The sequence below is a fragment of the Sporosarcina sp. ACRSM genome (assembly GCF_022346545.1).
In the GTDB taxonomy this organism is placed as follows: domain Bacteria; phylum Bacillota; class Bacilli; order Bacillales_A; family Planococcaceae; genus Sporosarcina.
Genome location: NZ_JAKRNU010000006.1, coordinates 197,217 through 223,708, shown reverse-complemented (window position 1 = coordinate 223,708; position 26,492 = coordinate 197,217). Strand labels below are relative to the sequence as shown.

General features: G+C 42.6%; 25 protein-coding genes. 20 read left to right on the top strand and 5 right to left on the bottom strand.

The features are described 5' to 3' along the window. The first annotated feature begins 3 nt into the window (after positions 1 to 3). Both MHZ95_RS11510 and MHZ95_RS11505 read left to right on the top strand, forming a co-directional pair. Positions 4 to 1,086 (top strand): GerAB/ArcD/ProY family transporter, encoded by a 1,083-nt coding sequence (locus MHZ95_RS11510; RefSeq protein WP_239390774.1) that lies wholly within the window; start codon positions 4 to 6, stop codon positions 1,084 to 1,086. Then, positions 1,083 to 2,186: a Ger(x)C family spore germination protein gene (locus MHZ95_RS11505; protein WP_239390773.1), complete on the top strand. Its 1,104-nt coding sequence runs from the start codon at positions 1,083 to 1,085 to the stop codon at positions 2,184 to 2,186. The genes MHZ95_RS11510 and MHZ95_RS11505 overlap by 4 nt, the downstream gene beginning before the upstream one ends. 62 nt (positions 2,187 to 2,248) lie before the next feature. Here the strand turns inward: MHZ95_RS11505 and MHZ95_RS11500 are convergent, their stop codons facing one another. Then, positions 2,249 to 3,028: an enoyl-ACP reductase FabI gene (locus MHZ95_RS11500; RefSeq protein ID WP_239390772.1), complete on the bottom strand. Its 780-nt coding sequence runs from the start codon at positions 3,026 to 3,028 to the stop codon at positions 2,249 to 2,251. Positions 3,029 to 3,259: 231 nt separating this feature from the next. Between MHZ95_RS11500 and MHZ95_RS11495 the strand changes: the two genes are divergently transcribed. From MHZ95_RS11495 to MHZ95_RS20870, 12 genes are all read left to right on the top strand, one after another. After that, positions 3,260 to 3,709 (top strand): MaoC family dehydratase N-terminal domain-containing protein, encoded by a 450-nt coding sequence (locus MHZ95_RS11495; RefSeq protein ID WP_239390771.1) that lies wholly within the window; start codon positions 3,260 to 3,262, stop codon positions 3,707 to 3,709. Next, positions 3,706 to 4,113, top strand: a complete 408-nt coding sequence (locus MHZ95_RS11490; RefSeq protein WP_239390770.1) for a MaoC/PaaZ C-terminal domain-containing protein — start codon at positions 3,706 to 3,708, stop codon at positions 4,111 to 4,113. The genes MHZ95_RS11495 and MHZ95_RS11490 overlap by 4 nt, the downstream gene beginning before the upstream one ends. A 216-nt stretch (positions 4,114 to 4,329) precedes the next feature. Then, on the top strand, positions 4,330 to 5,364 hold the full coding sequence (argC, locus tag MHZ95_RS11485; protein WP_239390769.1) for an N-acetyl-gamma-glutamyl-phosphate reductase: 1,035 nt from the start codon (positions 4,330 to 4,332) through the stop codon (positions 5,362 to 5,364). Between the two features lie 15 nt (positions 5,365 to 5,379). Continuing rightward, the gene (gene argJ, locus MHZ95_RS11480) at positions 5,380 to 6,606 is read left to right on the top strand and encodes a bifunctional ornithine acetyltransferase/N-acetylglutamate synthase (RefSeq protein WP_239390768.1); all 1,227 of its coding nucleotides are present in this window, start codon (positions 5,380 to 5,382) and stop codon (positions 6,604 to 6,606) included. Continuing rightward, a complete protein-coding gene (gene argB, locus MHZ95_RS11475) occupies positions 6,569 to 7,348 on the top strand; it encodes an acetylglutamate kinase (protein WP_239390767.1) in 780 nt (259 codons plus the stop codon). Before argJ ends, argB begins: the two co-directional genes overlap by 38 nt. Further along, the gene (locus MHZ95_RS11470) at positions 7,345 to 8,496 is read left to right on the top strand and encodes an acetylornithine transaminase (protein WP_239390766.1); all 1,152 of its coding nucleotides are present in this window, start codon (positions 7,345 to 7,347) and stop codon (positions 8,494 to 8,496) included. The genes argB and MHZ95_RS11470 overlap by 4 nt, the downstream gene beginning before the upstream one ends. Before the next feature lie 248 nt (positions 8,497 to 8,744). Then, complete coding sequence (locus tag MHZ95_RS11465; protein WP_239390765.1) at positions 8,745 to 9,392, top strand: hypothetical protein; 648 nt, start codon at positions 8,745 to 8,747, stop codon at positions 9,390 to 9,392. Positions 9,393 to 9,408: 16 nt separating this feature from the next. After that, positions 9,409 to 10,404 (top strand): hypothetical protein, encoded by a 996-nt coding sequence (locus MHZ95_RS11460; RefSeq protein WP_239390764.1) that lies wholly within the window; start codon positions 9,409 to 9,411, stop codon positions 10,402 to 10,404. Between the two features lie 245 nt (positions 10,405 to 10,649). Next, positions 10,650 to 11,561: a stalk domain-containing protein gene (locus MHZ95_RS11455; RefSeq protein WP_239390763.1), complete on the top strand. Its 912-nt coding sequence runs from the start codon at positions 10,650 to 10,652 to the stop codon at positions 11,559 to 11,561. A gap of 198 nt (positions 11,562 to 11,759) precedes the next feature. Beyond that, positions 11,760 to 13,310, top strand: a complete 1,551-nt coding sequence (locus MHZ95_RS11450; protein ID WP_239390762.1) for an S-layer homology domain-containing protein — start codon at positions 11,760 to 11,762, stop codon at positions 13,308 to 13,310. Positions 13,311 to 13,457: 147 nt separating this feature from the next. After that, positions 13,458 to 13,778, top strand: a complete 321-nt coding sequence (locus tag MHZ95_RS11445; RefSeq protein WP_239390761.1) for a hypothetical protein — start codon at positions 13,458 to 13,460, stop codon at positions 13,776 to 13,778. Further along, positions 13,762 to 13,890, top strand: a complete 129-nt coding sequence (locus MHZ95_RS20870) for a hypothetical protein (protein ID WP_255726737.1) — start codon at positions 13,762 to 13,764, stop codon at positions 13,888 to 13,890. The genes MHZ95_RS11445 and MHZ95_RS20870 overlap by 17 nt, the downstream gene beginning before the upstream one ends. Before the next feature lie 31 nt (positions 13,891 to 13,921). On the opposite strand, the gene MHZ95_RS11440 is transcribed toward MHZ95_RS20870, so the two are convergent. From MHZ95_RS11440 to MHZ95_RS11425, 4 genes are all read right to left on the bottom strand, one after another. Then, complete coding sequence (locus tag MHZ95_RS11440; RefSeq protein WP_239390760.1) at positions 13,922 to 14,584, bottom strand: 3'-5' exonuclease; 663 nt, start codon at positions 14,582 to 14,584, stop codon at positions 13,922 to 13,924. A gap of 22 nt (positions 14,585 to 14,606) precedes the next feature. Beyond that, positions 14,607 to 16,529 carry a DUF294 nucleotidyltransferase-like domain-containing protein gene (locus MHZ95_RS11435; protein WP_239390759.1) on the bottom strand — a complete coding sequence of 641 codons (1,923 nt, stop codon included), beginning with the start codon at positions 16,527 to 16,529 and terminating at the stop codon, positions 14,607 to 14,609. 85 nt (positions 16,530 to 16,614) lie between these two features. After that, on the bottom strand, positions 16,615 to 18,156 hold the full coding sequence (locus MHZ95_RS11430) for a solute symporter family protein (RefSeq protein ID WP_239390758.1): 1,542 nt from the start codon (positions 18,154 to 18,156) through the stop codon (positions 16,615 to 16,617). 46 nt (positions 18,157 to 18,202) lie between these two features. Then, positions 18,203 to 18,583 (bottom strand): DUF485 domain-containing protein, encoded by a 381-nt coding sequence (locus MHZ95_RS11425; RefSeq protein WP_239390757.1) that lies wholly within the window; start codon positions 18,581 to 18,583, stop codon positions 18,203 to 18,205. A gap of 697 nt (positions 18,584 to 19,280) precedes the next feature. Here MHZ95_RS11425 and MHZ95_RS11420 point away from each other — a divergent pair. The 6 genes from MHZ95_RS11420 (at position 19,281) to MHZ95_RS11395 (ending at position 26,480) form a co-directional block, all read left to right on the top strand. Next, positions 19,281 to 20,528 (top strand): mechanosensitive ion channel family protein, encoded by a 1,248-nt coding sequence (locus MHZ95_RS11420; RefSeq protein ID WP_239390756.1) that lies wholly within the window; start codon positions 19,281 to 19,283, stop codon positions 20,526 to 20,528. A 215-nt stretch (positions 20,529 to 20,743) separates the two neighbouring features. Continuing rightward, complete coding sequence (locus tag MHZ95_RS11415) at positions 20,744 to 21,331, top strand: LemA family protein (RefSeq protein WP_239390755.1); 588 nt, start codon at positions 20,744 to 20,746, stop codon at positions 21,329 to 21,331. 4 nt (positions 21,332 to 21,335) lie between these two features. Continuing rightward, positions 21,336 to 22,319: a DUF3137 domain-containing protein gene (locus MHZ95_RS11410; protein WP_239390754.1), complete on the top strand. Its 984-nt coding sequence runs from the start codon at positions 21,336 to 21,338 to the stop codon at positions 22,317 to 22,319. Between the two features lie 232 nt (positions 22,320 to 22,551). Continuing rightward, a complete protein-coding gene (locus MHZ95_RS11405) occupies positions 22,552 to 24,183 on the top strand; it encodes an ATP-binding protein (RefSeq protein WP_370643017.1) in 1,632 nt (543 codons plus the stop codon). Positions 24,184 to 24,196: 13 nt separating this feature from the next. Continuing rightward, positions 24,197 to 24,901, top strand: coding sequence for a response regulator (locus tag MHZ95_RS11400; protein ID WP_239390753.1), 705 nt, complete (start codon positions 24,197 to 24,199; stop codon positions 24,899 to 24,901). A gap of 265 nt (positions 24,902 to 25,166) precedes the next feature. Beyond that, positions 25,167 to 26,480, top strand: coding sequence for a CitMHS family transporter (locus tag MHZ95_RS11395; RefSeq protein WP_239390752.1), 1,314 nt, complete (start codon positions 25,167 to 25,169; stop codon positions 26,478 to 26,480). Positions 26,481 to 26,492 lie beyond the last annotated feature (12 nt).

Here is a 26,492-nt window from a genome sequence, read left to right as displayed (position 1 = left end):
GCGATGCATATCCATCAATCCAAAACACTCAATGGCTATCATGTTGTTTTCCTCGTTCAGAATGTCATGATAGGGAGCGCCTTATTATCCTTACCCAACTTATTGAGTCCGGTAGGGTATAGCCAATGGTGGTTCCCGATCATGTTCGGTGCATTTGCAAACCTATTGCTGATTCCAATGATCTGGATTGCCCGACAGAACCATGAACTGACCTTATTCGGCATTCATCAAAAGCTATTCGGGAAATGGGTCGGAACATGCATCAATACAGCAATTATCGTTTATGCCATCATTTTGTTGGCGTCTGTTTGCGAAGGATATTTAGAACTGATTCAAGTTGTCGCACTTTCGGATCGCACCATTACGGGACCCCTGTTCATTTTCTTTTTATTGCTGATCTACATTGCGAACAATGGGATTAAGTCGATTGCCCGTTTTTGTATTGCCAGTTTTTTCTTGGTGACATGGCTTCTGTACTTTTTGACATGGGGATTTACGGAAGGGGATATCGGACATACATTGCCTCTCTTTAATTTCACAAGAGAGGAATTTTTGGCGGCGACGCAAAAAGGGTTTATCTCAGTCGTCGGCTTTGAGGTCATCTTATTTTATTTCCCTTATATTATTCAGCAAGAAAAGGCTTTTAGACATGCTTCGTATGGAATTTGGATTTGCATCTTATGCTATCTTTCAACGACCCTGGTCAGTGTCATGTATTATTCACAATGGCAGCTGGAGAATGTCATGTATCCGGTCCTCTATTTGTTCAATGCGGTGAAACTATCCTTTTTGGAGCGGATTGACGTATTGGCCATTACGCTTTGGGTCTTTTTCATATTAACGACAACGGCTGCCTATTTATGGGTCGCGAAAAAAGGCGTTGACTCAATCCGTGGGATGGAAAAGAAGAGCCATCTCTATATCATTGCATTAATCATCTATCTGATGATCAGCCTTCCGCTTCCAAAAGAATTTCAAAAAGAATTGTATGAACGTATCTATTATGTAACGTACGGACTGATGATTTGGCCGATCTTTTTATGTGTAGTGCAATTCGTTAAAAATAAAAAAGAGGGAATCCAATGAAACGATTATTATTCAGAACGTCAATTATAGCTCTCATGCTTTTGTCTGGATGCACGGAGAGAGGACAAGATGCTTATGTGGAAGATTTGGCCATGGTGAGTAGCATTGCCTTCGATTATATCGATGAAAAAACGGTGAAAATGACGGTGTCCATTCCACACCCGACAAGCGAGTCACAAGATGTGACTCAACATTATTCGGTCGATACGGAATTGATACAAGAAGGGTTTGTCCAAATCTCATCCAAAGCGGATAAAATGGTCATTTTAAACCAATTGCGAACCTTACTGTTCAGTGAGGAGTTTGCCAGGGAAGGCCAAGTTACAGAAATCATCAAGCATTTTTATCGAAATCCGAAGGTTGGAAACAATGTTCAGTTAGGGATTGTAAAGGGGAGTGCAGAGGAAATCCTTAAAAGTGAATTTCCTGACAAACCGAGTACAGATACGTATCTATATGATCTGTTATCACCTAAACTGCATACGGCATTCAGTCCGTTTACAACGATGCATGACTTTCTTTACACAGAAACGAATCCGATATTTTATTCCATGGTCCCGTATCTAGAGTTGGAAAAGGATTCGGTTAAAATCGAAAGCATTGCTTTGTTTGATAGTGGGAAAATGATAGCTACAATAGCGGAAAAAGAATCCTCCTATATCCAAGCATTAAAAGGAGTCGTCAAACTTGCGCCGTTAGAAATTTCATTTGGCGAACACAATGCCGAGGAACAAGTGCATATTGAATTGATCAAAAGCAAAGCGAAGATCACTAGCAATAAAAATATGGTATCACCGAAAGTGAAGCTTCAACTGAACTTGCAAGGCGCCTTATTTGAATATAAAGGGAAACGCGACTTGGAGAAGACGGGGGAGTACAAGGCGTTGGAGAAAGAAGTGAGCAAGCAGGTGAAAAAGGAAATCGAACAGCTACTTGCGCAACTTCAAAAATTGGAGGTCGATCCAATCGGTATTAGTGAGGAGTTCAGGATGTATTATAAAGGGAAATGGACAGAAGAGTTGACGAAAAAAATCATTCAAAATGTGGAATATGATGTACAGGTAGAATTTAAGTTACTGAATACGGGGATTTTAAAATAATGTAGTTGACGAGTAAAATTTAAAAAGCCGGAAGGACGTATAACAGTCCTCCCAGCTTTTTCTTAACCCATTATATGATAGCCGCCATCTACATAGATAACTTCTCCTGTTACCCCACGGGAAAGGTCACTTAAAATGGCGATGGTCATATCGGCCACTTCTTCTTGTGTCACATTGCGTTTCAATGGCGCGATCTCTTCGATTTTATTCAAAATGGTATTGAAAGAAGGGACGCCTTTTGCTGAAAGTGTACGCACAGCCCCTGCCGAAATCGCGTTGACACGGATGTTATCTTTACCTAAATCCGATGCCAAATAACGGACGGATGCTTCCAATGCCGCTTTCGCTACACCCATGACATTATAACCTTCAAGGACACGCTCAGCGCCCAGATAACTCATTGTTACAATTGTACCGCCATCTGTCATATATGGACGCGCTTCTTTCGCCGTCGCAATCAGTGAATAAGCACTTGTGTCTTGTGCAAATGCATAACCGCTACGTGTCGTTTCGACAAAATCGTTTTTCAAATCGACTGCATGTGCAAAAGCGAGTGAATGGACGACACCGTGAATCGTTCCGACTTCCGCACCGATTTTGTTGAATGCCGCTTGAATGCTTTCATCCTCATTGACATCACATTGTACAATCAATCTAGCCTCATAGCCATTCGATTCCAAAACTTTCTCAAGTTTTGCCAAAGAACGCTCTTTGCGGTAAGTGAAAATGACATTCGCACCTACTTTGAATAGCGCATTGGCCACACCCCAAGCGAGACTCCGTTCGTTTGCGACACCCATGACAACGATATTTTTACCCTTCAGTTTCAGTAGATCCTCCATGATAGCCTCCAATATACTTCATATTTTAAATAGTTACTATTAGTACCAGTTACTAATCCGATTATAACATAATCAGTTCTGCTAGAACAAACCTATTGAAAATCAATGGAGATGGGGAAATATATGAAAATTTACTTGCCAAATCATTTTGGGTGCGCTACCATGTATCCGATTATTCAGAATGTGTCATAAGCTTAACGAGATTATTAAAAATAGAGTAGGGGGAGTTAGATGATTAAAGAATTGATCGGAAAACAATCAGAACCCGTTAAAAATACGGTGGAACGAGGGGCCGTTAAAAAGTTTGCCCAAGCAATCGGGGATCCTGCACCGATTTATATTAACGAAGCAGCGGGACGCAATTCGAAGTATAAACGAAATATAGCGCCTTCCACCTTTCCGGTCACTTTCGACTTCGGAAGCATCTCTGAATTGAAGCTGCCGAATAAAGGACTCATCCACGGTGAACAATCGTTTCATTACAAACGTCCGCTTTTGGTCGGAGAAGATGTCTATTGTCATATGGAAATAAAAGATTATGTTGAAAAAAAGGGAAGTAATGGGTACCTGGGTTTTTTAATCCTTAATCAATATGGGATGGATACAAACGATGCACTTATTTTTAAGGAAAAAAGTATGATTATCATCAATGAAACGGTCAGAAAGGAGATGCTTGTGTGAGTCACATTGCTGAACTTCAACAAGGGGATTCCTTGAAAGCCATTCAACTTGATCCAGTTAGTAGGCTGGATTTGATTAAATATGCAGGCGCATCTGGAGACTTCAACCCGATTCATACAATTGATGAGGAGGCGGAAAATGCAGGACTGCCCGGAATTATCGCCCATGGTATGTGGACAATGGGCAATTTAGCTAAACTATTCACGCCTTATATAGAAGAAGGATTTATACAAGATTATACAATACGATTCAGAAAAATGGTATTTCTCGATGACGTGATTATATTGACAGCAAAGTTGCTAAACAACGATACAGAGCTGATGGAGTTCCGTGTTGCAGCGGTTAATCAACATCAACAAGAAGTGATGAACGGTGTTGTAAAATTTCAATGCTATCAGGATTAAGCTTAAGCCGAATTCATCTCGCCTTGGTAGAATACTCATGCAAAAGAATAATGATATCAAACATAGAAGTGCATCGTATCCTTGTGCGCTTCTATTTTTCTTTTAATTATGAAAACGTATCCAAAACTGTAATATTAGAAAATAAGTAAAAATACAGTTGACTTTATATTTATGCATACATATAATAAGTTTAACTTGTTAGAAGGGGTGACTGAAATGAAGGTTGGAATCATTGGTGCATCAGGGTATGGGGGACTTGAGCTCATTCGGCTATTACATAGTCATCCCGGGATCGAACATATTGAATTATTCACATCTTCGGAGGAAGGAACAGTGTTTTCGAATAAGTATTCACATTTGATGAATATTATCGATCAGCCGCTTCAGAAAATTGAACACGAAACATTAGCAAACTATGACGTTGTCTTTTCCAGTGCTCCCGCAGGTGTTGCGAGTCAACTTCTCGCTCCATTATTAGGCATTGGACCGAAGCTAATCGATCTGTCAGGAGATTTCCGGTTAAAAGATCTTTCATCATACGAGCAGTGGTATAAAAAAACACCGGCTCCGGCGTTTGCGGTCGAACAAAGTGTGTACGGTCTGACGGAGTGGAATCGGGAAGCGATCCAGCAAGCGGCATTGATCGCAAATCCTGGTTGTTACCCGACCGCGGTTCTATTGGCACTCCTTCCATTGGTGAAAGAAAATCTGATTGATGTTAGTCATCTAGTCATCGATGCGAAAAGCGGCGTCTCTGGCGCAGGCAATGGACTAAATCGCATGACACATTACAGTGAAACAAACGAAAATACAGCCATTTATAAAATAAACGAACATCAACATATACCAGAAATCGAACAGGCCTTTTCCATGTTTGCGCAGGATACACCGCCGATCACATTCAATACGCACCTCGTTCCGATGACACGGGGCATCATTGCCACTTGCTATGCACCTGTCATGGAAGGTGTGACGGAAGCTCAGCTTGTTCAATGTTTAGAAGAGAAATATGCCGAAGAACCTTTTGTCCGTGTGCTACACGAGGCTAATAAATTCGGAACGAACCAAGTGTATGGTTCAAACTATTGTGACCTGCATGTCAAAGTCGATCCACGAACAAACCGTGCGACGATCGTGTCGGTGATCGATAATTTAGTCAAGGGCGCTGCAGGGCAAGCGATTCAAAACATGAACGTACAATTCGGTGTTGAAGAGACATTTGGCCTGACACATGTCCCGGCATTTATCTAATTTAGGAGGAATAATATGACAACATCAGCTATTAACATCAAGCGCATCTCGGGGAATAACATCGTGTCTCCTATCGGTTTCAAAGCCGCGGGCATGCATTGTGGTATTAAACATAAGAAAAATGATTTAGCAATACTTGTCAGTGAGGTCCCTGCAAATGTAGCCGGTGTTTTTACGACAAATGTCATTCAAGCTGCACCGTTGCTTGTTACAAAAGAAGTCGTGCAACAGACGGGCAAAATGCAAGCCATCATCGTCAATTCGGGTAATGCAAATGCTTGTACTGGGAAACAAGGGATGAAAGATGCCTATTTGATGCAAGAAAAGACTGCAGAAAAATTAGGCATCGCACCGGGATTGGTCGGCGTGGCATCGACAGGTGTCATCGGAGAACAGATGAAAATGGAACCGATTGTCAAGGGGATTCAAGCGCTGGCACCAACTGCGAAATTGGAAAGCTCCATCCTCTTTTCACAGGCGATCTTAACGACAGATACAGTGACAAAAAATACAGCATATAGCTTAACCATCGATGGTAAGATGATTACGATTGCGGGAACAGCCAAAGGGTCTGGGATGATTGAACCGAATATGGCAACGATGCTCGGATTTATCACAACGGATGCGAATATCGAATCGATCCATCTGCAAGGGGCACTAAAAACGGTGACGGATTTGACATTCAACTCAATCACGGTCGACGGTGATACGTCAACGAATGATATGGTCGTTGTCATGGCAAACGGGATGGCGGGGAACGATTCGTTAACACCGGCACATCCGGATTGGGAAGCATTCGTCGCCGCTTTGCAAAATGTTTCGCAAGATCTTGCGAAAATGATTGCCAAAGACGGTGAAGGTGCGACGAAACTGATTGAAGTCGAAGTGAAAGGTGCCGTTTCGGACATGGAAGCGCGGAAAATCGCCAAAACAGTTGTCGGCTCACCGTTAGTTAAAACAGCGGTTTTCGGTACGGATGCGAACTGGGGACGAATCATTGCCGCTGTCGGATATAGTGGTGCGACCATTGATCCGAATACTATCACGATCGAGATCGGAACAACAAAAGTGGTAGAAAATAGCGAGCCTGTCCATTTTTCAGAAGAAGATATCATTCTTTATTTAAAACAGCCTGAAGTGAAAATAGTCGTCGATCTACATCAAGGAAATGGGAATGGTTTAGCATGGGGGTGCGATTTAACATATGACTACGTCCAAATCAACGCAACATACAGAACATAAGCGCATTGTCATTAAGCTCGGAGGAAGCATGCTGGAAGGATTGGAACCATCTTTTTTTAAGACGTTCCACGAGTTTCAGCATGCAGGCTATGAAATCATCATTGTCCACGGCGGGGGCCCCGCCATCAATCGGGAACTTGCCAAAAATGGCGTGACTTCCAGCGTGGTGAACGGGATCCGTGTCACTTCGAAGGAAGCGGTCAGCATCGTACAAGCCACTTTGGTCGGCCAAGTCAATCCGTCTCTTGTCCATCAGTTGAACAAAGCGGGGATCGAGGCAATCGGTCTAAGCGGTTATGATGGAAAACTTCTTTCTTGCACTGTATTGGACGAGGCGGTCTATGGATCTGTTGGTCAGATTCAACAGGTTCAGACTGAAATGCTAGAGAAACTAGTGAAGGCACAAATGGTTCCGGTCATCTCCTGCATTGGAGCTACAGAGGATGGAGCACCGTTGAATATTAACGCAGATACAGTTGCAAGTGAAATTGCACTCGCAGTAAAAGCGGATAGTTTGCTACTTGTGACGGACACACCAGGCATCCAAATCAATCAAGTTGTCCAAGCGACCGTTTCTCCGGACGCCATTACACAATGGGTGGCGTCTGGTGATATATATGGAGGTATGATACCGAAAGTGGAGGCGGCGCTTGCTTGCTTACAATCGGGAATCCCTTCCGTCCAAATTGTTGGACAACAATTAACAGGAACCGACATTACATTACAGGAGGTTTTGGCATGACGGCACTATTCCAAAACTACGCAAGACGTCCTGTCCACTTAGTAAAAGGGCAAGGGACAACGGTAACAGATGTGAACGGAAAAAATTATTTGGATTTTATCAGCGGAATCGCTGTCGTCAGTTTGGGACATGCCCATCCTGCCATCGTCAAAGCGATTCAAACGCAAAGCGAACAATTATGGCATGTATCCAACTTGTTCGAAAGCCCGGAGCAAGAACAACTAGCCTCCACTCTCGTGGAAAACTCGCCATTCGATCACGCTCTATTTTGCAACAGCGGTGCGGAAGCGAACGAAGCTGCCATTAAATTGGCACGGAAACATACACAGAAAAATGTCATTATCACTTTTGAGCAATCTTTCCATGGCAGAACTTTCGCAACGATGTCTGCAACAGGACAAGAAAAAGTGCGTCAAGGTTTCGGTCCGCTATTGGAAGCGTTCCGCATCATACCTTACAATGATCCACAGCAACTTGAAGCGGCTGCCGGCGAAGATGTGGCGGCGATCATGCTGGAAGTCATTCAAGGGGAAGGCGGCGTCAACCAGATCGATCCGGAATTTGCCCAATTGATAACAAAGATTTGTGAGGAAAAAGGGATTTTGCTCATCATCGATGAAGTGCAGACAGGAATTGGCCGAACGGGCAGTCGTTATGCTTTTGAGCAAGCCAATCTCAAACCGGATATTATGACATTGGCAAAAGGTTTGGGAGGCGGGTTCCCGATCGGTGCCATGCTCGGAACAAGTGCGCTTTATGACACATTTGGTCCCGGAACTCACGGCACGACATTTGGCGGAAATCCCCTCGCGGTGGCAGTTGCACAAACGGTTGTTGACCATGTTTTCCAAGAAGAGTTTCTGCAAGAAGTAAAAGCCAAATCGGATTACTGTGTGGAGAAATTGCAGGCTGTATTGCCGCAAGAACAATTTCAAGTACGCGGCTCTGGCCTATTGCTTGGCATCGAATGTGAGGAAGACGTCCAGTCATTCATCCAACAAGCGGAAGAAGCTGGTTTGCTCGTCGTCCAAGCAGGACCGAAAGTCATTCGTCTCTTGCCGCCATTAACGGTCTCCAAAACAGAAATCGATGAAGCAATCGCTATCCTTGCGCCTATCTTGTTAGCCGAAAAAACAGTAAGCATCTAAATGGTTTTGAATTAAGGCGTTCAGTGAAGCGCTATTCAAATGATACATTTCAAAAACAAACGGATTTTCCTATTTTGAGGGGAAATCCGTTTGTTTTGGTTTGTGCGAATGGTTAGGTCTTTCCTCTAATTTGAAATGACTCCAACTGAACCCTCGGAATCATTTTCTAAAATTAATGAAGCCAAAATTATGAAAATACCGTAAAATAAAGTGATTTCATCTGTAGATAATGAAATGGGGGATGCGGTATGGAGGCAAGTGAACGGGAAGAACTTTACAACGGAATCCGTAACTTCCGTGAAAAGGAAGTGACAATTGGATTAACGGAAGAAGAACGAAATGCGCTAGCTCAATTATTGAAGCAGGCAGAAGCCGATATGAAACAATCCGTCAACATTCAAGTTGACTACAATGAAAAACAATTGCAGGCGCCCGTTATTGTCGAAGCGATCCGACAAGTTACATTCATCGAAAGTCCAGTGAAACAAAAACTATTAGAGCGTATCATGAAAAAAGAACAACTTGTCTACTACGAGCTCCATGTCCCACAGAGGACGGACCAATTGTCTTATGAATGGTCTTATCAGTTTACATTGGAAGTGAAAAAGTTTATCGAGGAAATTGGATTGGGTGACAAGTGGTCTACATTACTGTCGGCTACGATGGAAATGTCTCCACGTCATATTTTGAATAAAGAAGAAATGGAATGGCTGAATCTATTGCCGGATCCCAATTGGTGCTTGCGTGTATTGGAGGAAGTGCCCGATTTGAAGGCATTAGCGAAAAAGCATAGTGAAGAGATGCATGATAGTATCCTTTGGTTAAAAGAACAATGGGAAGAAGGCTATCAGATTTACATTGATTGTACCGAATTGAATTATATTCAAATCGATTGAGAAGCAGGGGATTTGATTGAAAAAAAGAAAGCAAAATCGGGATTGGAAAAGGATCGGCTACGAGCTCTTGGCGTTTGCTTTTTTCGTTTTCTTGCTCTATATCATCTTCGTCAACTGGCAAAGGAACGAAGAGGTCAAAGAAGCGCAGAAATCGAACCCGACCGTTGCCATCGTTTATGATAAGACAGCGGAAAAGCATCTGTTCAGCGGAATATCTTATATTGTTCTACTCAAGCCGGGATTAGTGGATAAAACGATATCCAAGCTTTCGACAGGCGATTGGGCGACGGTAGCGAAAGCGGAATTCGAAGCACTGGAAATCGGTGATACGATTGATGGTTATTCGATCCAAGGGGTCTTTCATACACAAAACGAACTGGAAACCGATTCTAAATGGTTTTATATCGTTTTATGTATCGTAGGCATTTATCCGTTCGGCTATATTTGTTACTGGCTACTTAAAATTAAAAAAGTACAGGCTTTTATTACCCGATATGATTTTGGGCTAGGTATTGTCATGAACATCATTTTAGGAGCGGGACTACTGTTCCTCCTGTTGTTCATGTTCCGTGAAATGATTGCTGATTTGAAAAACGGTCATGAAAAATACTTCGGGGACCATCATATTGAAACGACTGCGATGGTTACGGATAATCATCGCGAACATAGAGGGAGCAGAAGAGCCCCGACCTATTATTATTTAGCAATCGCTTTTGAGGATGAAAATGGTCGACTTTATCATGTTACAAAAGAAGTGAAATATCATACGTATCGTACATACAAGGATGATGTACTAGCAATCAGCTTTAAAAAAGAGGATCCATACACGGTTTACGTCCAGCAGCCGTTTGCAAGAGATGTGTTCAATTTCTTGCTATCCCGAGATTTCTTCATGTATTGTCTAATGATCATTCTCACAGCGTTAATCGGCTACACCTTCTTTTTATTGAACCGGAAACGGCGGACAGGCAGTTATCTTCATTCAGCAGAAGACTCTCAACTCTCTAGGTAGTCGGTGAATGCGGTTTTATACTCTATTCAGCGGGTATTCAAGCGTCAGCTGAACGAAGATAAAGCCTCCGGCGGATGTCACAGATTTTGAAAGGAGTTAATCGAGCAAGCTCGATTCAAAATCTGGACGCAATCACGCCGAGGCGTGATTGATCAGGCTGCCCAAGATAAAAAAAGAATAAAAGTGTAACTTCTAGTAATCTATCTCGTCAAATTCGTTAAGTAAGGAAAGTGAGGAGAGAAGTTATGAAGAAAATTGGTACAATCGCTATGGCGGCCCTGTTGACAGGAAGTCTCGCAGGAGGGATTCCCGCATTTGCACAGGAGGAAGCAGCGCAAGTCATTAGCGCAAAAGAGGAAGACACGACGAACTATATGAAATTTACGGGTGTCATTCAGCACATCGAAAAAGGGGACGGCGAAATCCGACTGACCGTTGAAAACGAAGAGGAACTGATCATGATTTTACGCATCAATGATGATTCTCTTCTATTGAACAGTGGTACAACGGAAAAGATTCAAAAAGAAGATTTAAAGAAAGGTGCAACAATCGAAGGTTATTATGACAAAAACAAACCGATGATCCTCATCTATCCCGCAACGGTGACGCCTGAACTTGTTATTGTGAAGGATGAAGACATTTTCGGTGAAGTGAAAGTCAGCAAATTCGACGAAAATTTCTTGAGCTTGGACAAGGCGTTAAAATTGAACATAGCTGAAGAAACGATTTTGCTCAACCAACAAGGCGAAGCCATTGAAAAGAAAGACCTAAAAGGAAAAGAGCTAGTCGTCTTCTATACAGCTACGACGAAAAGCCTTCCACCACAAACAACGCCATCCAAAATTATTGCATTGGATTATGTAACAGAAGAGATGGCGCAAGTACAAGAAATCATTGCGGCAGATCACTACATGAAGGATGGCGTCAAGATGATTCCGCTTCGTAAAGTGGCTGAGCAACTTGGCTATACTGTGCAATCCCAACCGAAAGTGAACGGGGCACTCGTCACATTGGGAAATAGCTCCTTCACCATTACACGTGGCGACAAAACATACGGATACAATAAAAGTATTCGGACTTTCGAAGTCGCTCCAGAACTAAAAGGTATGAAAACCTATGTATCAGAGGATTTCTTAGAGCTTCTAGTTAGAAACTAACAACTGAAAACAGCGTGGCTATATGAACAGATGAGCTTGAGACGATGGGACTGTCTTTGTACAAGACAGACGTTTCAAGCTTTTTTGTATGGAACAGAAGAATAACGGTAATGAGAATTTCCATTAGCAAAATATAACTATACAGAATCTTCATTCTCCGTTAAAGTAGAGTTATTATGAATTTTGAGGTGGATGAGAATGTTAAAGAGATTACTAGTCAGCTTCATCGCGCTTATTGTCGTGTTTACGACCATGGGTAGTGCATCTGCCGCGCCATTATTCAAAGATGTCAGCGATAATTTCTCAGCAAAAAAAGAACTAGAATATTTAGCGAAACGGGGGATTATTACTGCGGATCCGACTGTAAACTTCGGAGTGCAGCAGGAAATCACCCGCTTAGAAGCATCTGAAATGATTATCAAAGCGCTTGGTCTTGAAACGGCTAACCGCCCGGCACCAAATTTTACAGATGTACGGCCTGAAGATGAGGGCTATGCCGTGATTGCAACGATTGCGGATGAGGGCATCATGAATGGCAATGCTGACGGGAAATTCATGCCTCACGACAAATTGACGAGAGGACAAATGGCTGCCATTCTTGTCAGTGCATTTGAATTGGAAGGGACAACTGACTATGTTTTCCGCGATGTGCCTGCCACTTATTGGGCATCGGGTGCTATTCAGACCCTTTTTGCAGCGAACGTCACAACAGGCTATCCGGATAATACATATAAGCCGACCGCTTTCATCACAAAAGCGAATTTCGCCGTTTTCATTGCCCGTATTTTAAAGCCGGATTTCAATCAAACAGCTGCCTGCTATCATCCTGATAACACGAAAAAGCATGTGGTCAATGTGCAAGTGACAACTTTATGGAAACAACCGGGGAAAGCCCGCGCAGTAGATCGACCTTCCTTGACGAGTCCGACAGACATTGAAAAGTGGGCAAAAAGCATGAGCATCAGCCAAAAACAATGGCTTGTCGGTAAAATCGATACACAAGCGTTGTATGGACAAGAGGTCGAAATTCTTAAAAGCAGCGGAGACTGGTACCAGATTGCGGTCAAAGATCAGTACGTTCCGCATCAGAAAGCCGGTTATCCTGGATGGGTCCCAAAATCCCATATTACGGAAGTCTATCCAAACTATCAAGATTGCCCGATAGCCATCATCGATGCAAATATCGCGAAACTTTACGATGCACCGAAGCTATCGGATAAATATAAGTTTATGGACATTAGCTATACGACTATTTTGCCGGTTGTCAAAGAAGAGAAGGATTGGTTACATGTTCAAACACCTGCAAACGGTGTGAAATATGTGCGGAAACAGGATGCCAAAGTAGTGAAAAACTATGCGGCAATTCCAAAACCGACCCAAAAGGATATCGTCGATAGCGCTAAACAATTCCTTGGTTTGCCTTATCTTTGGGCTGGGACATCCGGATTCGGTTTTGATTGCTCAGGAATTATCCATTCTGTCTATAAAAATCATGGAATCATCATCCCGCGCGACTCTTTCGTTCAGGCGGTCAACGGAACGCCGGTCGCCAAGAAAAACTTGCAGCCAGGCGACTTGATGTTTTTCGCCTATAATGGTGGAAAAGGGAAAGTCTATCATGTCGGGATGTATATCGGGAATGGCAAAATGCTCCATGCTCCGAATTCCAGTAAGAAAATCGAAATCATCTCCTATGAAGCCGGAATTTACAAAACGAATTATGCGGGCGCAAGGCGCTATTTGAAATAAAACCGAAAACCAGGTGTTGCATCCGTTTCTAGGATGTACATCTGGTTTTCTTCTATTTATTGATAGAACACATTCAGGCCCCAAGAAACATAAGATAAGCAATAAGGCGTAATCGTATGAGTACTTTGGAAAAGGGTGTGAGCAAGCGTGTCTCAAAAAAATTCCAATCATAAGTCACATGCTTCATACACACTAAGTGATTTATTAAAAGGAAAAGATATTGAAATTGTGGCGGCTTCATTGCTACTCCTTGGAAAACTCAAAGTAGATTCAATACAGCTATTCAGAGATCAGCCGGTTATAGCAGTTTCACTACTGGGTCAGTTTAAACAAATGGGCGATACAAAGGCCAACGAACTAGCGGATTTCTTGGAGAAGAATGGTGATATGACATTGGATGAAGTATTCGAAGGGATTAAGAAAAGAATGGCCAAAGATGGGGTGGATGAACGTGGAAGGAAAAAATGAATTTGATTCAATTAAATTTATCAATACAGTCATCTTGATTGTCTTTTTACTGTTACTGATTTTCGGTTCACGAAATTTAGGCGGGCTGACAGAGGTTGAAGATATCGGTTGAACCCGATATCTTCTCGCACAATCAAGGCAATTTAGATAAATATCGCTTTATTCACGCTGCCGTTTTTAATTCGCATTAAATCCGATATGGTTGTGATATTTTTCTTTTCCAACCGCTTGACCAATTCAACAAAGAGATGGGCAGTTGACAAAGCATCGCCAAGGGCACGGTGCCGTTGAAAACGTTTTGTTCCAAAAAGGCGGGCATACTCATCAAGATCAAGCTGGTCCGAAGTCGGATATAAATATCGGATCAAATCCATCGTATCAAAAGACAGCGGTTCCTTATACGTATAATTCGCCCGCGCCAATTCCTTTTTGAGGACGAGCTGATCGAAGCTAATGTGATGACCGATCCAACTAACGCTTTGGCATGTCCCCATAAATTCGAATAACTGTCCAATCGCTTCTAGAGAAGAAGGGGCATAATCGATATGAACTTGTTCGATAGAGGTCAAGTTTGTAATGTGATGCGGTATGGAGCGTGCTGGATTGACAAATGTCTGGAAGGTACTGTCTGTCACTTCAAGCTGTTCAATATGGACAGCTCCGATTTCAATGAGTCCGTCCTTGGCACCGATGGCAAATCCCGTCGTTTCTGTATCGATAACCGTAAAAGCCATGTCTTGTATCCGTGTATCCAATCGAATCGCATAGTCAAGTTGAATGTTTAATCGTTTCTTTTTACCGAACAAGCCCGATCCACTCCTAGCTAGGTCATAATTTCGCTGCCAAATGCGATTGCAATGAAGAAACCGTCGACAACATGGAGCGCAACTCATCTTGCTCCCATTGTCGGATAGCTGAGAATTCGATAGCAGTTGTAATTTCCTCTTCTCGTAAATGTTTCTTCCATGATAGTTTGATCCGTGTCCGCAGGGCAATTTCATAAGCGTGGCGAATGTCTTCCGCAAAACCGGAAGAAAACTCACCTACGCGGACTAAGCTGGCTAGCAACTGCATCGGGGTGGCATTGAGGATGTTCCGGTGCACCGCTAAAATTTGCAAGCAATGGTGAAGGGGAAACAAAGCATGTTTTTTAATATCAATCGTTTGGCGTTTCCCTTTACCTTTGAACAATGTCAGAAGGGATAGGTTGTACGGAGGCGTATCATTATCCAGTTCCTGTTGTGCCATCGCATACAGAAACGTTTGGGCATGTTGCAATTGTCTTTTTACCATGGTCGAAAAATGCCGATGGACGGTCGAGTCGCCGATTAACCATCGGAATGATAAAAAATTATAGCTGACTAAAATTTGGTTGTCAGTCATTTCCAATGCCCATGTGCGAATACGTTGTTGCCATTCGGAAACGGAACCTCTCCACATCGCTTCGCTAGCCATCATCTGACCTTTGCATCTGGTATAACCAGCTTGCTCCAAATGCCGGACAATCTCCTTGCCAAGCAATGAAAAATAGTTGCGCGCGTGGTCTTTCACTTCCCCTTCGCAATCCGCATAGACGAGAAAATGATCTTGATCCGTCAACATAAACTGTTCGGCTCTGGCTCCGCTGCCCATCAAATACCATGCATAAGGAACAGGTGGAATGCCTTTCCCTTGGCGTTCTAATGATTGTACGGCTAACTTGACACATTGACGGGCCAAGCGATCGTATAATTTTGTAATGATTTCAAGCGTCTGGATGGTGGAAATATCATCATCGATTAACGTCGAGAGGACGTCATAGATTGCAGTTTTAACAAAAGGAAGCGATTCAAATGAAGCCCCTTCAATCTGTTTTAAAATCCCCATTGATCCACGATCTCGTTTTGTCAGTAGATTGGAAAGCGTCACGACCCCCACTGGACGACCGGCTTCCACAACGGGTAAATGCTTCACGCCATAGTGATAGAACGTGGACAGCGCCTCGTAATAATAGTCATAGGGCGAAATTGTATGGAGATGCTTGGTCATAATATCTTTTGCGTTCAGAGGTCCGCATGCTTGTTGGGCAACTACCCGGCGAACAAGGTCTTTTTCGGTTATGATGCCTACCAATTGCCCATGCCGATCGATGACCAATACGGAACTGATCGATTTTTGTACCATCCTTTTAGCAATCTCTTGGCTCGATTCTTGTTCAGTTACCGTGCATGGCGGTGTAGTCATCAAATCTTTCACGCGATAGACATAAGGCTCACTCGTACCCCATTCGTCTGCCAACCGTACTTGTTCACCAAGCGAGGCGTAAACATTTGCCAAACGAAGGGACATCTTCTGCAATAGCATGTCGCGTACGCGCTCATCGACAAGTCGTTTCTTTACGACAGAAAAGGGGACTTGCAAACATCGTGTACTTTTAGATACAACGAGTTTCATTCGATGACGATCAAGTGGCCGGTTTAGTTCTCCCAGGAAGTAGGCAAGATTCGAAAAACCGATGATTTCCCCTTCCTGCAATAGTTCAAGTAGAGAGGACTGTCCGTCCACGTTTTCAATATAGATTTCTGTCAATCCTTCTAAGATGAGTAAAAGCCCTTCCTCCGGATTTTGGAAATAATCCACTTTTTCTACTGTACGATAGTTTTTCAAGGTACATTCAGCCAGCAAAGCCTCGAATTCAGCATCCGTCACACCGTTGAACAATGGAGATTGCTGAATGCGCTTGCGAATGTCAGAATCTAATTCCGTTTGCATTACCACTCCACCTTCCGTTATGAAGATGAAAATGAACTCCCCACCCTTAAAAGTTCAGGGTGGGGAGTGTATTCATCAATTTCACTTAGTTTTGAAGTTCGCGGTAGCCTGTTTCCGCTTTGAATTTAATCTCGGCGTAATCGACTTCTTCTTTTCCTCTAGAAGATAGAATCGTGCCGACATAGGCAGCTAGGAACCCGGCAGGAATCGAGACGATGCCCGGATTGGCCAGTGGGAAAATAGGGTTTCCGGTAATGAGAGCTGCGCCTTCGACAGGGCTCATAACGCTTGGACTAATTGCAACTAGAACAAGTGATGTGATCAATCCAGTTAGCATAGAAGCGATGGCGCCAGTTGTGTTAAAACGTTTCCAGTAAATAGTCATTAAAATCGTTGGCAAGTTTGCGGCTGCCGCGACACAGAATGCAAGCGATACTAAGAAGGCCACATTCAATTTTTCGGAACCAAGGGCAAGGATGATGGATAGAATTGCGACTGAAATGGCTGCGATTCGTGCAGCAGTCACTTGTTGCTTATCCGTTACTTTCCCTTTTTTGAAGACTTCGCCATACAAATCATGTGCAAGGGCGGACGCGCCAGTCAATACAAGACCAGATACGACAGCGAGGATTGTCGCGAATGCAACCGCGGCAACAAAGGACTCCAGCGCATTTCCACCTAAAACCGCAGCCAACATCGGTGCAGCCATGTTACCCGCAGCATTTTCGGCAACAATCGCTTCTTCACCAACAAAAATCGCTCCACCGAAACCTAAAATCATCGTGATGAAATAGAAGACCCCGATGATCCAAACCGCATAAATGACGGAAGAACGCGCCGTTTTTGCATCTTTTACCGTGAAAAAACGCATTAAGATGTGTGGTAGGCCGGCAGTACCTAAGAAAAGTGCCAGTAGGACAGAAATAAGACCGAGTGGATTGTCGTAAAGAACTCCTGAATGTAAGTAGCTTTCGCCATGCTTTGTTGCTGTTGAAACCTTTTCGAACAAAGATGTAAAACTGAAATTTGTGCGTAATAGAACAAGGAAAGCAATGACGATTGTCCCGATCATCAAGAGTACGGCTTTAATGATTTGAACCCAGCTCGTAGCTGTCATGCCCCCGAATAGTACGTACACCGTCATCATGACGCCAACAATAAGAACAGAAATCCAGTAATCAATGCCAAGCAATAATTTGATGAGCGCACCTGCCCCCACAAGTTGCGCGATCATATAGAAAAGAACGATGGTAATTGTATTCAAAGCGGCAGCTGCCCGAACTTTCTTAGCCGAAAAACGTGAACCGATCATATCGGCCATCGTAAATTTCCCAAGATTCCGAAGTGGTTCTGCAACGAGGAACAGTACTACCAGATAAGCTGCTAGGAAACCGAGGCTATAATAGAAACCATCATAGCCGTTCAATGCAACTGCCCCGGCGATTCCAAGGAAAGAAGCTGCGGATAAGTAGTCACCTGCAATTGCCAAACCGTTTTGCCATCCCGTCAACGACCCCCCAGCTGTGTAAAAATCACTTGCCGTCGACGTTTGTTTGGCAGCCCAATAAGTGACGCCAAGCGTTAGTCCGATTACTCCGACGAATATTGCAATAGATATGAAATCCATATATAAAATCCCCCTTTATCTCCCGAATAAGTCCCCTTTGTGCTGTTTACAATGTCTTTTTCAGTATTTCATCTACGTCTTTGTCAAAGCCAGCCGCTTTTTTCGTATAGATGGTTGCAAGTGCCCAAACCATGATGAATATGCCGAAAGAGTAGATCCAAGTCCATGTGATCATCCCGATCGCTCTGTTCTCAAGGATGGTCGTATAAGATGTAAGAATTGGCAACAAAGCATAGATAGCAGTAAAAAAAATCGTATAAGAAAGTAAAAATCCATTTTTTCGTTTACTTAACTTTTTAAATTCAGGTGTATTGATCAGCTTTTCATAATCCAAGGCGGCCGGGCCCTCTTGCAAAGCGGATGACTCGTTGTTTCGGTCATGGCTCGAACTTTCAAAAGTTACTTCTTCGTCAATTTTCACACTCATTTTGCATTCCCCCTTAATGTTGAAAATGAATGAAACACTAACTGCATGTCCCTTGTATTGTGTTCTAAAGATCAGTTAACCTCCAATCCGTTGAAATCGCTTTCACCAATTAGGTAAAACAGAGCAAAAATTTGAACCTTGATATAGAACACATATTCAAGATACCAAATCTTCTTCCAATAAACAAGATGTTTTTTCAGAATAATAGGAAATTTACTTTATCCTTATAAAGATAGAAAATAACAGCTAGTTTTTCCAGCTGTAGGAAGTTGGAAAAGTAAAGAATCAACAGATAGATAGACAGGAAATGCGGTAATATGACAAGATAAATCAGCAAGTACAAATCAGAATCCATATAAAAAGGGCTAAGTAATAGGAGGACAGAACACTTGGGTGGTATAACGAGGCTTCAATAGAATAGGTGACTCAAGGGTGGTCGGCCCATCCCCGAAAGAGAGGGGGGCTAGTGGCAGTTTTCGAATCATTGATGTTTGCGGTAGCATTCGCAACGTTAATTGTATTCAACATCTACATTTACTAGACAATTCAACTTTTTTATTGCAAGGAAGTGAAATCTAGTGCATATATGGACGTAAATAAGGGAAGTTCCTGATTGATGGATATAATCAAGTTATCCCACTCTATATGTTACAATTTAGGGCAGGATAATGCGCTAACAATAATGGAGGTTATCTAGATGAAGTTCATTCGCAACCAGCTGCTGAAATTTGAAATGGATCCAACCTTAGCTGGTTATCTTTCGATTCTAATTATGCTTCTTTTTATAATACTTATTTGTGTTATGGCAAATTTTATCACAAAACAGGTCGTCATCCGGATGATTACGAAAATCGTAAAAAATACAAAATACCAGTGGGATAATATGCTATTGGAGCGAAAAGTTTTTCATAAGCTTTCTCATATTGTTCCCGCTATTATTATTTATCACTTTGCTTCCGCATTCCCGACTTATCATAATGCGATTGAAAAGGGTGCGATTGCTTATTTGACCATTATGGGATTGATCGTTATCAATAGCCTTTTGAATGCGATGAATGATATTTATCAAACTTATGAAATTTCCAAGATCAAGCCCGTTAAAGGATATATACAAGTTATTAAAATTATCGTTGTGCTATTTGGGAGCATCCTGGTGATCGCAAATTTGATGGGGAAGAGTCCACTTCTCCTTCTAAGCGGGATTGGTGCTCTCTCAGCTGTACTGATGTTGGTTTTTAAAGATTCATTACTAGGCCTTGTCGCAGGGGTTCAGTTGACTGCCAATGATATGGTGCGCGTAGGGGACTGGATTGAAGTGCCGAATTACGGAGCGAATGGAGATGTTTTGGATATCTCTTTAAATACAGTCAAGGTGCAAAACTTCGATAAAACGATTACGATGCTTCCAAGCTATGCCCTGATATCCGAATCTTTTATAAACTGGAGAGGGATGCAAGCCTCTGGAGGGAGGCGGATAAAACGATCATTATTTGTCGATACAACGAGTATTTCGTTTTGTACCGAAGAGATGATCGAGAAATTTAAACACATCCACTTCCTGTCAGACTATATCATCGAGCGAGAAAAAGAAATTGTGACGTACAATAGCAAAAACAAAATTAACCAAACCAATCGGGTGAATGGTAGGGCTCTTACAAATATTGGTGTCTTTAGGGCCTATATCAGCCGTTATCTACAAAATCATCCGGGGATCAATCAGGAAATGACCCTCATGGTAAGACAGTTGGCGCCCAACGAAAACGGCTTGCCAATCGAAATATATGCATTCGCCAATAGTGTGCAGTGGGCTGTATACGAAACGGTGCAAGCGGACATTTTTGACCATCTATTTGCCGTAGCACCCGAGTTTGACATCCGCTTATTCCAAAATCCATCTGGAAGTGATTTTAGGGCATTGCGGATAAATTCAGAAGAAATCGGGTAATAAAGTAAAAATAAAGGCATACCATCCGAAGTAACGAGGACGGTATGCCTTTTTCATCGTTAAAAATGACTAAGTTTGGAAGTGAAATGCAATGGAAGGATGCAACGAATGTCCCGTAATCCATTTGCCTTAATTTACCGGAATCTGTCTAAAGATGAAACTCTCCGTGCTCACTCCCGTAAATATACATATATCAACTAGAGGAGCGTGATTCAATGGAACCGATCATTCAATTTTTATTGACACCGGCAGGGATGATACTTGCAGCTATTGTTCTCGTCGTACTGATTATTGGCGGGATCTATAACCGCTTTGTTTCACTTCGAAATCGGGTGGAGGAAGCCTTTCGGGCGATTGATGCTTACTTGGAGCAACGATTTGACCAATTGACGAAATTAGCAGATGCCGTTGCATCTTATAATGAACACGAAAGAAAGACGCATACGGAACTGGCAAAAATCCGTTCAGGTTATCGTACGATGAGTCCTGATGAAAAAATTGCCGCCGCCAATGAAGTGGAAGGGCTTGAATCGAGAATGCGTGTTCAAGTCGAAAGATATCCCGAGTTGAAAGCTTCTGAAATCTACAAAGATTTGACGAAGGCTATTACGGATATCGAGGAGAAATTGTCCGCAAGCCGTCGAAGCTATAATGCGAATGTCTACAAATTCAACACGAAGCTTGGACAATTTCCTACAAATATTCTTGGTTCGATCATGGGCTTCAAAAAAGCCGAAATGTTCAAAGCGACGGAAGAAAAAAGGCAGGATATCGATTTACGCGGCAGATTGAGGGGGGAGTAAATAAATGTTCCCGTCATTTGAAACAATCTTGCCATCTTTACAACCTGCACTGAAAGAATCTCAGCAATTCAGAAAGAAGGCGCAGCGGAAACTGTTACGCAATGTGTTGATCGGGCTAGTGTTATGGGGGCTTTTCTTCCTCAGTCTATTATTCAACCAGTCTTCAATGGTTGTAGGCTCACTGCTGGCCGTTGCTTTTTTTGGCATGTGCGTATTGCTCGGCTTGAGCTTGCGGGGCGTTATGGAATTCAGACGAAACTATTCACATCGTCTCGTAGGCGGACTGATCACTTCATTATTCAAGAATATTACACCGCCTCCAGAGGAATCTGATTATGAATATCGGGCTTCTTTTCAACCTGGCAGGAGAATTGGGAGCCTCAATATCCGAAGAAGTAAACTCGTCGGGGATTTTACACATATGAGTGGGGAAGATTATACGAGTGGTAAAATCGGGCTGACGACATTTGAATTCTCCGAAATTGACTTGAAACGTGAAGTAGAGTATAAAGACAACGATGGGAAGAAACGCAAAAAAATGAAAAAAGTTTTTAAAGGCATCGTTTTCATCGCAGATTTCCATAAAGATTTTAGGGGACAGACGTTTCTTGTTCGGAAGCAATTACTCGGAAAAGATAAATGGCGACTTCGTATGGATGGGATCATGACCATTGATATGGAAGATATGGAATTCAATAAGACATTCCAAACGATGACGACAAACGATATCGAAGCCCGCTATATTTTATCTTCCAACTTGATGGATAAAATTATGGAATTCAATCGCCGTGCAAAGGGCCCTATTAAAATCGCTTTTGTCAGGTCAAAAATGTATCTCTTTACAGAAACGAATAAAAACCATTTTGATGGAAAGTTTTTTGAAAACAACGACGAGAAAACATTGGAGCAAATCTACAATGATTTCAGATTGTATTTCGATATTATCGAAGAGTTCACATTGAACCGACGGATTTGGAGTAAAAAATAATATTGCTGGTCAACAGAGTGCGATAACCTTTGAGGTTTATCGCTTTTTTTATTGAGTCTAAAGTCCTGCGATGCAATCAACTTGGCAATAAGTGCAACCAAACAATCCACGAATGCAATCAAATGTAGTTCGAGTGCAAGCAAACCCTTCACGAGTGCAATCAATATGGCGAGGCGTATTATACCGTCCATTGAACAATCTGTATTATCGGGCTATAATGATTAGATACTTTTTGGCACAATTAGACGGAGGCGAAATTGAACATATGGGTGTTTTAGGAAAAAGAAAGAACATCACTTTATTAACCCAACTAACGATTCTGATCGTCCTCGTCATCTTTATTAGCTCTTTGTTAATCACCGTATTATTTTCCACCATGCTTGATGATATTGTTGAGAGTTATATGGGCGAACAAGCACTCACTGTTGCCAAATTAACGGCACAAAACAAAGACATTATCCAGGCGTTTCAAGATGAACAGCCATCTGAAGTCATCCAAACCATTTCTGAAACAATCCGCCATACGACGGGCGCAGACTATGTGACCGTCGCCAATGACAAAGGCGTCCGCTATTCGCATCCAAATCCGGAAAATATTGGTGAACCGACAATGACGAGTAATAAAGCCGTCTTGGAAGAACATCGATCGATCATTTACCGGGGAAATGGGGTTTCCGGTCCGGCCATCAAGGCGAAGGCCCCTATTTGGAATGAAAAAGGGGAAGTGATCGGTGTTTCATCTGTAGGTTTCCTTGTCGATCGGCTTGAAAAGCAAGTGCTCGATTACCGCAAACATATTTTTCAATTGTCCATCATCCCGCTTGTTTTTGGAATCGGTGGTGCCATCTTGATCGCAAGGCGCTTGAAAAAGCTTACTTTCGGATTGGAGCCTGAAGAAATTTCTTATCTATTCAAAGAGAAGGAAGCGACGTTGGAATCGATCCGTGATGCGACCATTACTGTCAACAATAGCAAGCAAATCACATCGATGAATAAACGGGCCAGGGAATTATTCGGCAATCAACACCTGTCGGTCGGAATGACGATCCATCATCGACAATTGACGACTACCATCGATCAAGTCGTCGATAAGAAGGAAAGTACTTATAATCAGAAATTACTGCTAGACCAGCAGTTATATGTTGTGGATGCCTCTCCGATCATAAAAAAAGAAGAAGTCGGAGGGATTGTCTTAACGATCAGAACCGTTTCCGAAATCGAGCAATTGACGGAAGAGTTTTCTAAAATCAAGAATTTTTCCGAGAATATGCGGGCGCAAAATCATGAGTTTTTGAATAAGCTGAACACGATTTATGGATTACTCGTCTTGAAACAATATGATCGCGCGATAAGCATTGTTTCTTCTGAAGTGAGTGAGCGGCAAGATATCATTTCATTTTTAATGTCATCTGTAAAAGATCCGTTGATTGCGGCGTGTCTACTTGGAAAAGTGAATCGTTCCAAAGAATTGCAAGTCCAGTTGGTCATCGATCCGGAAAGTCATTTGAGCAGCGAACTGGAAATGACGAGATCCAACCATTTCGTTCCAATTATCGGGAATGTCATTGATAATGCGATGGAAGCTGCTCGGAAAAAGAATCATAGCGAAGGGAAAGTGTATGTATCCTTTACAGATTTAGGAAAGGAAATCATCTTTGACATTGAAGATAATGGGGCAGGGATACCTGAGAAGATGACGGAAGTAATATTTGAAGAAGGCTATACGACGAAGAGTGAAGGAGACCATGGCATTGGGTTAGCCATTGCCAAAAATGCACTGAGCGCCTTGAATGGTCAAATGTATGTGGATAAAAGTGAGTTAGGCGGAGCGAGGTTTACAATTGTGATTCCGCAAGATCAGTAAAGGAGTAGTTTTCATGCATGAAGAAACGATAAGCGTCCTCATTATAGAAGATGATGCGGATGCGGCAAATATCTATAAGCAATTTACGGATCAAATGGAGCGTTTTCGCGTCGTTGCAACTGCAAGTTCCGGAGAACAGGCTTTGCAGTTGTTGAAAGTCATTCAACCTCAATTGCTGTTACTCGATGTTTTTCTGCCGGATATGAACGGCATTGACCTCCTCCGGGAGATCCGGAAACAGTACCGGGGGATCGATGTCATTCTCATCACGGCGGCGAATGATACGGAGACTGTGAGTGAAGCGATACGGGGCGGCGCTTTCGGATATTTAGTTAAACCGATCATTGTAGACAAGCTGATCGCAACATTGAAGGAATATGAAATCGTTAGAGGACAATTGCATCAGGAACAAGTTGTGAATCAGGATAAAATCGATGTCTATTTCCGAAAAAATCAACAATCAGCCCTGATTGAAGAAGTACCAAAGGAGACCTATCCGAAAGGAATCGACAAACATACATTGAAATTGGTGAGAGCCACGGTTCAGGAGATGCAGGGCAGCTTAAGTGCGGACGAACTCAGTCGTCAAGTAGGCATCAGTTATTCAACGATGCGACGGTATTTGGAATACTTGGTTTCGCTTGAAGAAATGGAAGTTGAAATCTTCTATGGCAATGTTGGAAGACCGGAAAGAAAATACAAAAGAACTGTCAAATGACATCCCGCGTTGCGTATGAGAGGCAACGCGGGATTTTTTCCATCTCCTTTGAAAATGGCTATAAAAAATATGGAAACAATGATAAAAACGATTAAAACAAACATTACGCTTTTAAACTATTCCTCTTAAAAAATTCTTGTTACGATTATTCCAACTTGTAAGCGGTGTCACCGGAATGCAGTTGCAAAAGCAGAAGAAATAAGTAGTTTTCGGACACCTTTGAAATAAGTTTACAACCTACATAGAAACAAAAGGGGGATATAAGATGTTAGCAATATTAGGATTTTCAATGGTTGCAGTCTTTATGTATTTGATCATGTCGAAGCGAATGTCGGCATTGGTTGCGATTATGGTCGTACCGATCGTATTTGGTATTCTCGGTGGATTCTTAACTGAATTGGGGCCGATGATGCAGGCGGGTGTCGAGAAAGTCGCCATGACGGCCATCATGATCTTGTTTGCGATTCTTTACTTCGGGATTATGATTGATACGGGGCTGTTTGATCCTTTAATCGCTAAGATTTTGCAAGTAGTGAAAGGCGATCCATTAAAAATTGTTCTTGGGACGGCTGTCCTTTCCATGATGGTTGCCTTAGATGGGGATGGAACGACAACTTATATCATCACGTGTTCCGCATTATTGCCACTTTATAAACGTCTTGGGATGAATCGTCTCGTGTTGGCGACTGTCGCGATGTTATCGATGGGTGTTATGAATATGACACCATGGGGCGGTGCATCTGCAATGGCGATGGCATCACTAGGACTTGACTCTTCGGAACTGTTCATTCCGATGATTCCTGTCATGGGGTTCGGCTTGATTTGGGTGCTGGTTGCAGCATTTTTGCTAGGGAAAATGGAACGGAAAAGATTGGGTGTTGTGGAACTTGAACCTGTTTCCAAGTCGGAGGCAGATCTTCAATTAGCAGCAACAGCTGCTGCTGGGTCCGCTGACTATAAGCGTCCAAAATTAGTTTGGTTCAACTTGTTCTTAACGATTGTATTGATGGCCTGCTTAATTATCGACTTTATGTCATTGGCAATCCTCTTCATGATTTTCTTTGGAATTGCTTTGCTCGTCAACTATCCGGAATTGAAACTACAGCAAGAGCGTATCGCGGTGCATTCCAAAAATGCATTGGCGGTTGTCTCGATCGTTATCGCTGCGGGAATCTTCTCTGGGATCATGGCGGGTACGGAAATGATTGACGCAATGGCTCAAACATTAGTCATCATTATCCCGGATGCATTAGGACCTTATTTGGCAGTTCTTGTCGCGTTCATCAGTGCACCGTTCACGTTCTTTATGTCCAATAACGCTTTTTACTTCGGTGTTTTGCCTATCCTCGCACAAGCTGCTGAAGCATATGGTGTGAGTGCAGTTGAAATTGGACGTGCATCATTGATCGGCCAACCGATCCACGTATTGAGCCCATTAGTCGCAGCGGCACATTTATTGATCGGCTTAGTCGGAACAGAATTCGGCGATTTACAACGCTTCGCAGTCAAATGGGCATTCGGAACAGTTGTTGTCATGACACTTGCCGCACTTCTATTAGGCGTCATCACAATCGCATAACTTTAAAATGGC

Bases quoted from the DNA above. Each gene is read 5' to 3' on its own strand.
- MHZ95_RS11510 (WP_239390774.1), top strand. From the start codon at position 4: ATGCATATCCATCAATCCAAAACACTCAATGGCTATCATGTTGTTTTC.
- MHZ95_RS11505 (WP_239390773.1), top strand. From the start codon at position 1,083: ATGAAACGATTATTATTCAGAACGTCAATTATAGCTCTCATGCTTTTG.
- MHZ95_RS11500 (WP_239390772.1), bottom strand. From the start codon at position 3,028: ATGGAGGATCTACTGAAACTGAAGGGTAAAAATATCGTTGTCATGGGT.
- MHZ95_RS11495 (WP_239390771.1), top strand. From the start codon at position 3,260: ATGATTAAAGAATTGATCGGAAAACAATCAGAACCCGTTAAAAATACG.
- argC (WP_239390769.1), top strand. From the start codon at position 4,330: ATGAAGGTTGGAATCATTGGTGCATCAGGGTATGGGGGACTTGAGCTC.
- argJ (WP_239390768.1), top strand. From the start codon at position 5,380: ATGACAACATCAGCTATTAACATCAAGCGCATCTCGGGGAATAACATC.
- argB (WP_239390767.1), top strand. From the start codon at position 6,569: ATGACTACGTCCAAATCAACGCAACATACAGAACATAAGCGCATTGTC.
- MHZ95_RS11470 (WP_239390766.1), top strand. From the start codon at position 7,345: ATGACGGCACTATTCCAAAACTACGCAAGACGTCCTGTCCACTTAGTA.
- MHZ95_RS11465 (WP_239390765.1), top strand. From the start codon at position 8,745: ATGGAGGCAAGTGAACGGGAAGAACTTTACAACGGAATCCGTAACTTC.
- MHZ95_RS11455 (WP_239390763.1), top strand. From the start codon at position 10,650: ATGAAGAAAATTGGTACAATCGCTATGGCGGCCCTGTTGACAGGAAGT.
- MHZ95_RS11450 (WP_239390762.1), top strand. From the start codon at position 11,760: ATGTTAAAGAGATTACTAGTCAGCTTCATCGCGCTTATTGTCGTGTTT.
- MHZ95_RS11435 (WP_239390759.1), bottom strand. From the start codon at position 16,529: ATGCAAACGGAATTAGATTCTGACATTCGCAAGCGCATTCAGCAATCT.
- MHZ95_RS11430 (WP_239390758.1), bottom strand. From the start codon at position 18,156: ATGGATTTCATATCTATTGCAATATTCGTCGGAGTAATCGGACTAACG.
- MHZ95_RS11425 (WP_239390757.1), bottom strand. From the start codon at position 18,583: ATGAGTGTGAAAATTGACGAAGAAGTAACTTTTGAAAGTTCGAGCCAT.
- MHZ95_RS11420 (WP_239390756.1), top strand. From the start codon at position 19,281: ATGAAGTTCATTCGCAACCAGCTGCTGAAATTTGAAATGGATCCAACC.
- MHZ95_RS11415 (WP_239390755.1), top strand. From the start codon at position 20,744: ATGGAACCGATCATTCAATTTTTATTGACACCGGCAGGGATGATACTT.
- MHZ95_RS11410 (WP_239390754.1), top strand. From the start codon at position 21,336: ATGTTCCCGTCATTTGAAACAATCTTGCCATCTTTACAACCTGCACTG.
- MHZ95_RS11400 (WP_239390753.1), top strand. From the start codon at position 24,197: ATGCATGAAGAAACGATAAGCGTCCTCATTATAGAAGATGATGCGGAT.
- MHZ95_RS11395 (WP_239390752.1), top strand. From the start codon at position 25,167: ATGTTAGCAATATTAGGATTTTCAATGGTTGCAGTCTTTATGTATTTG.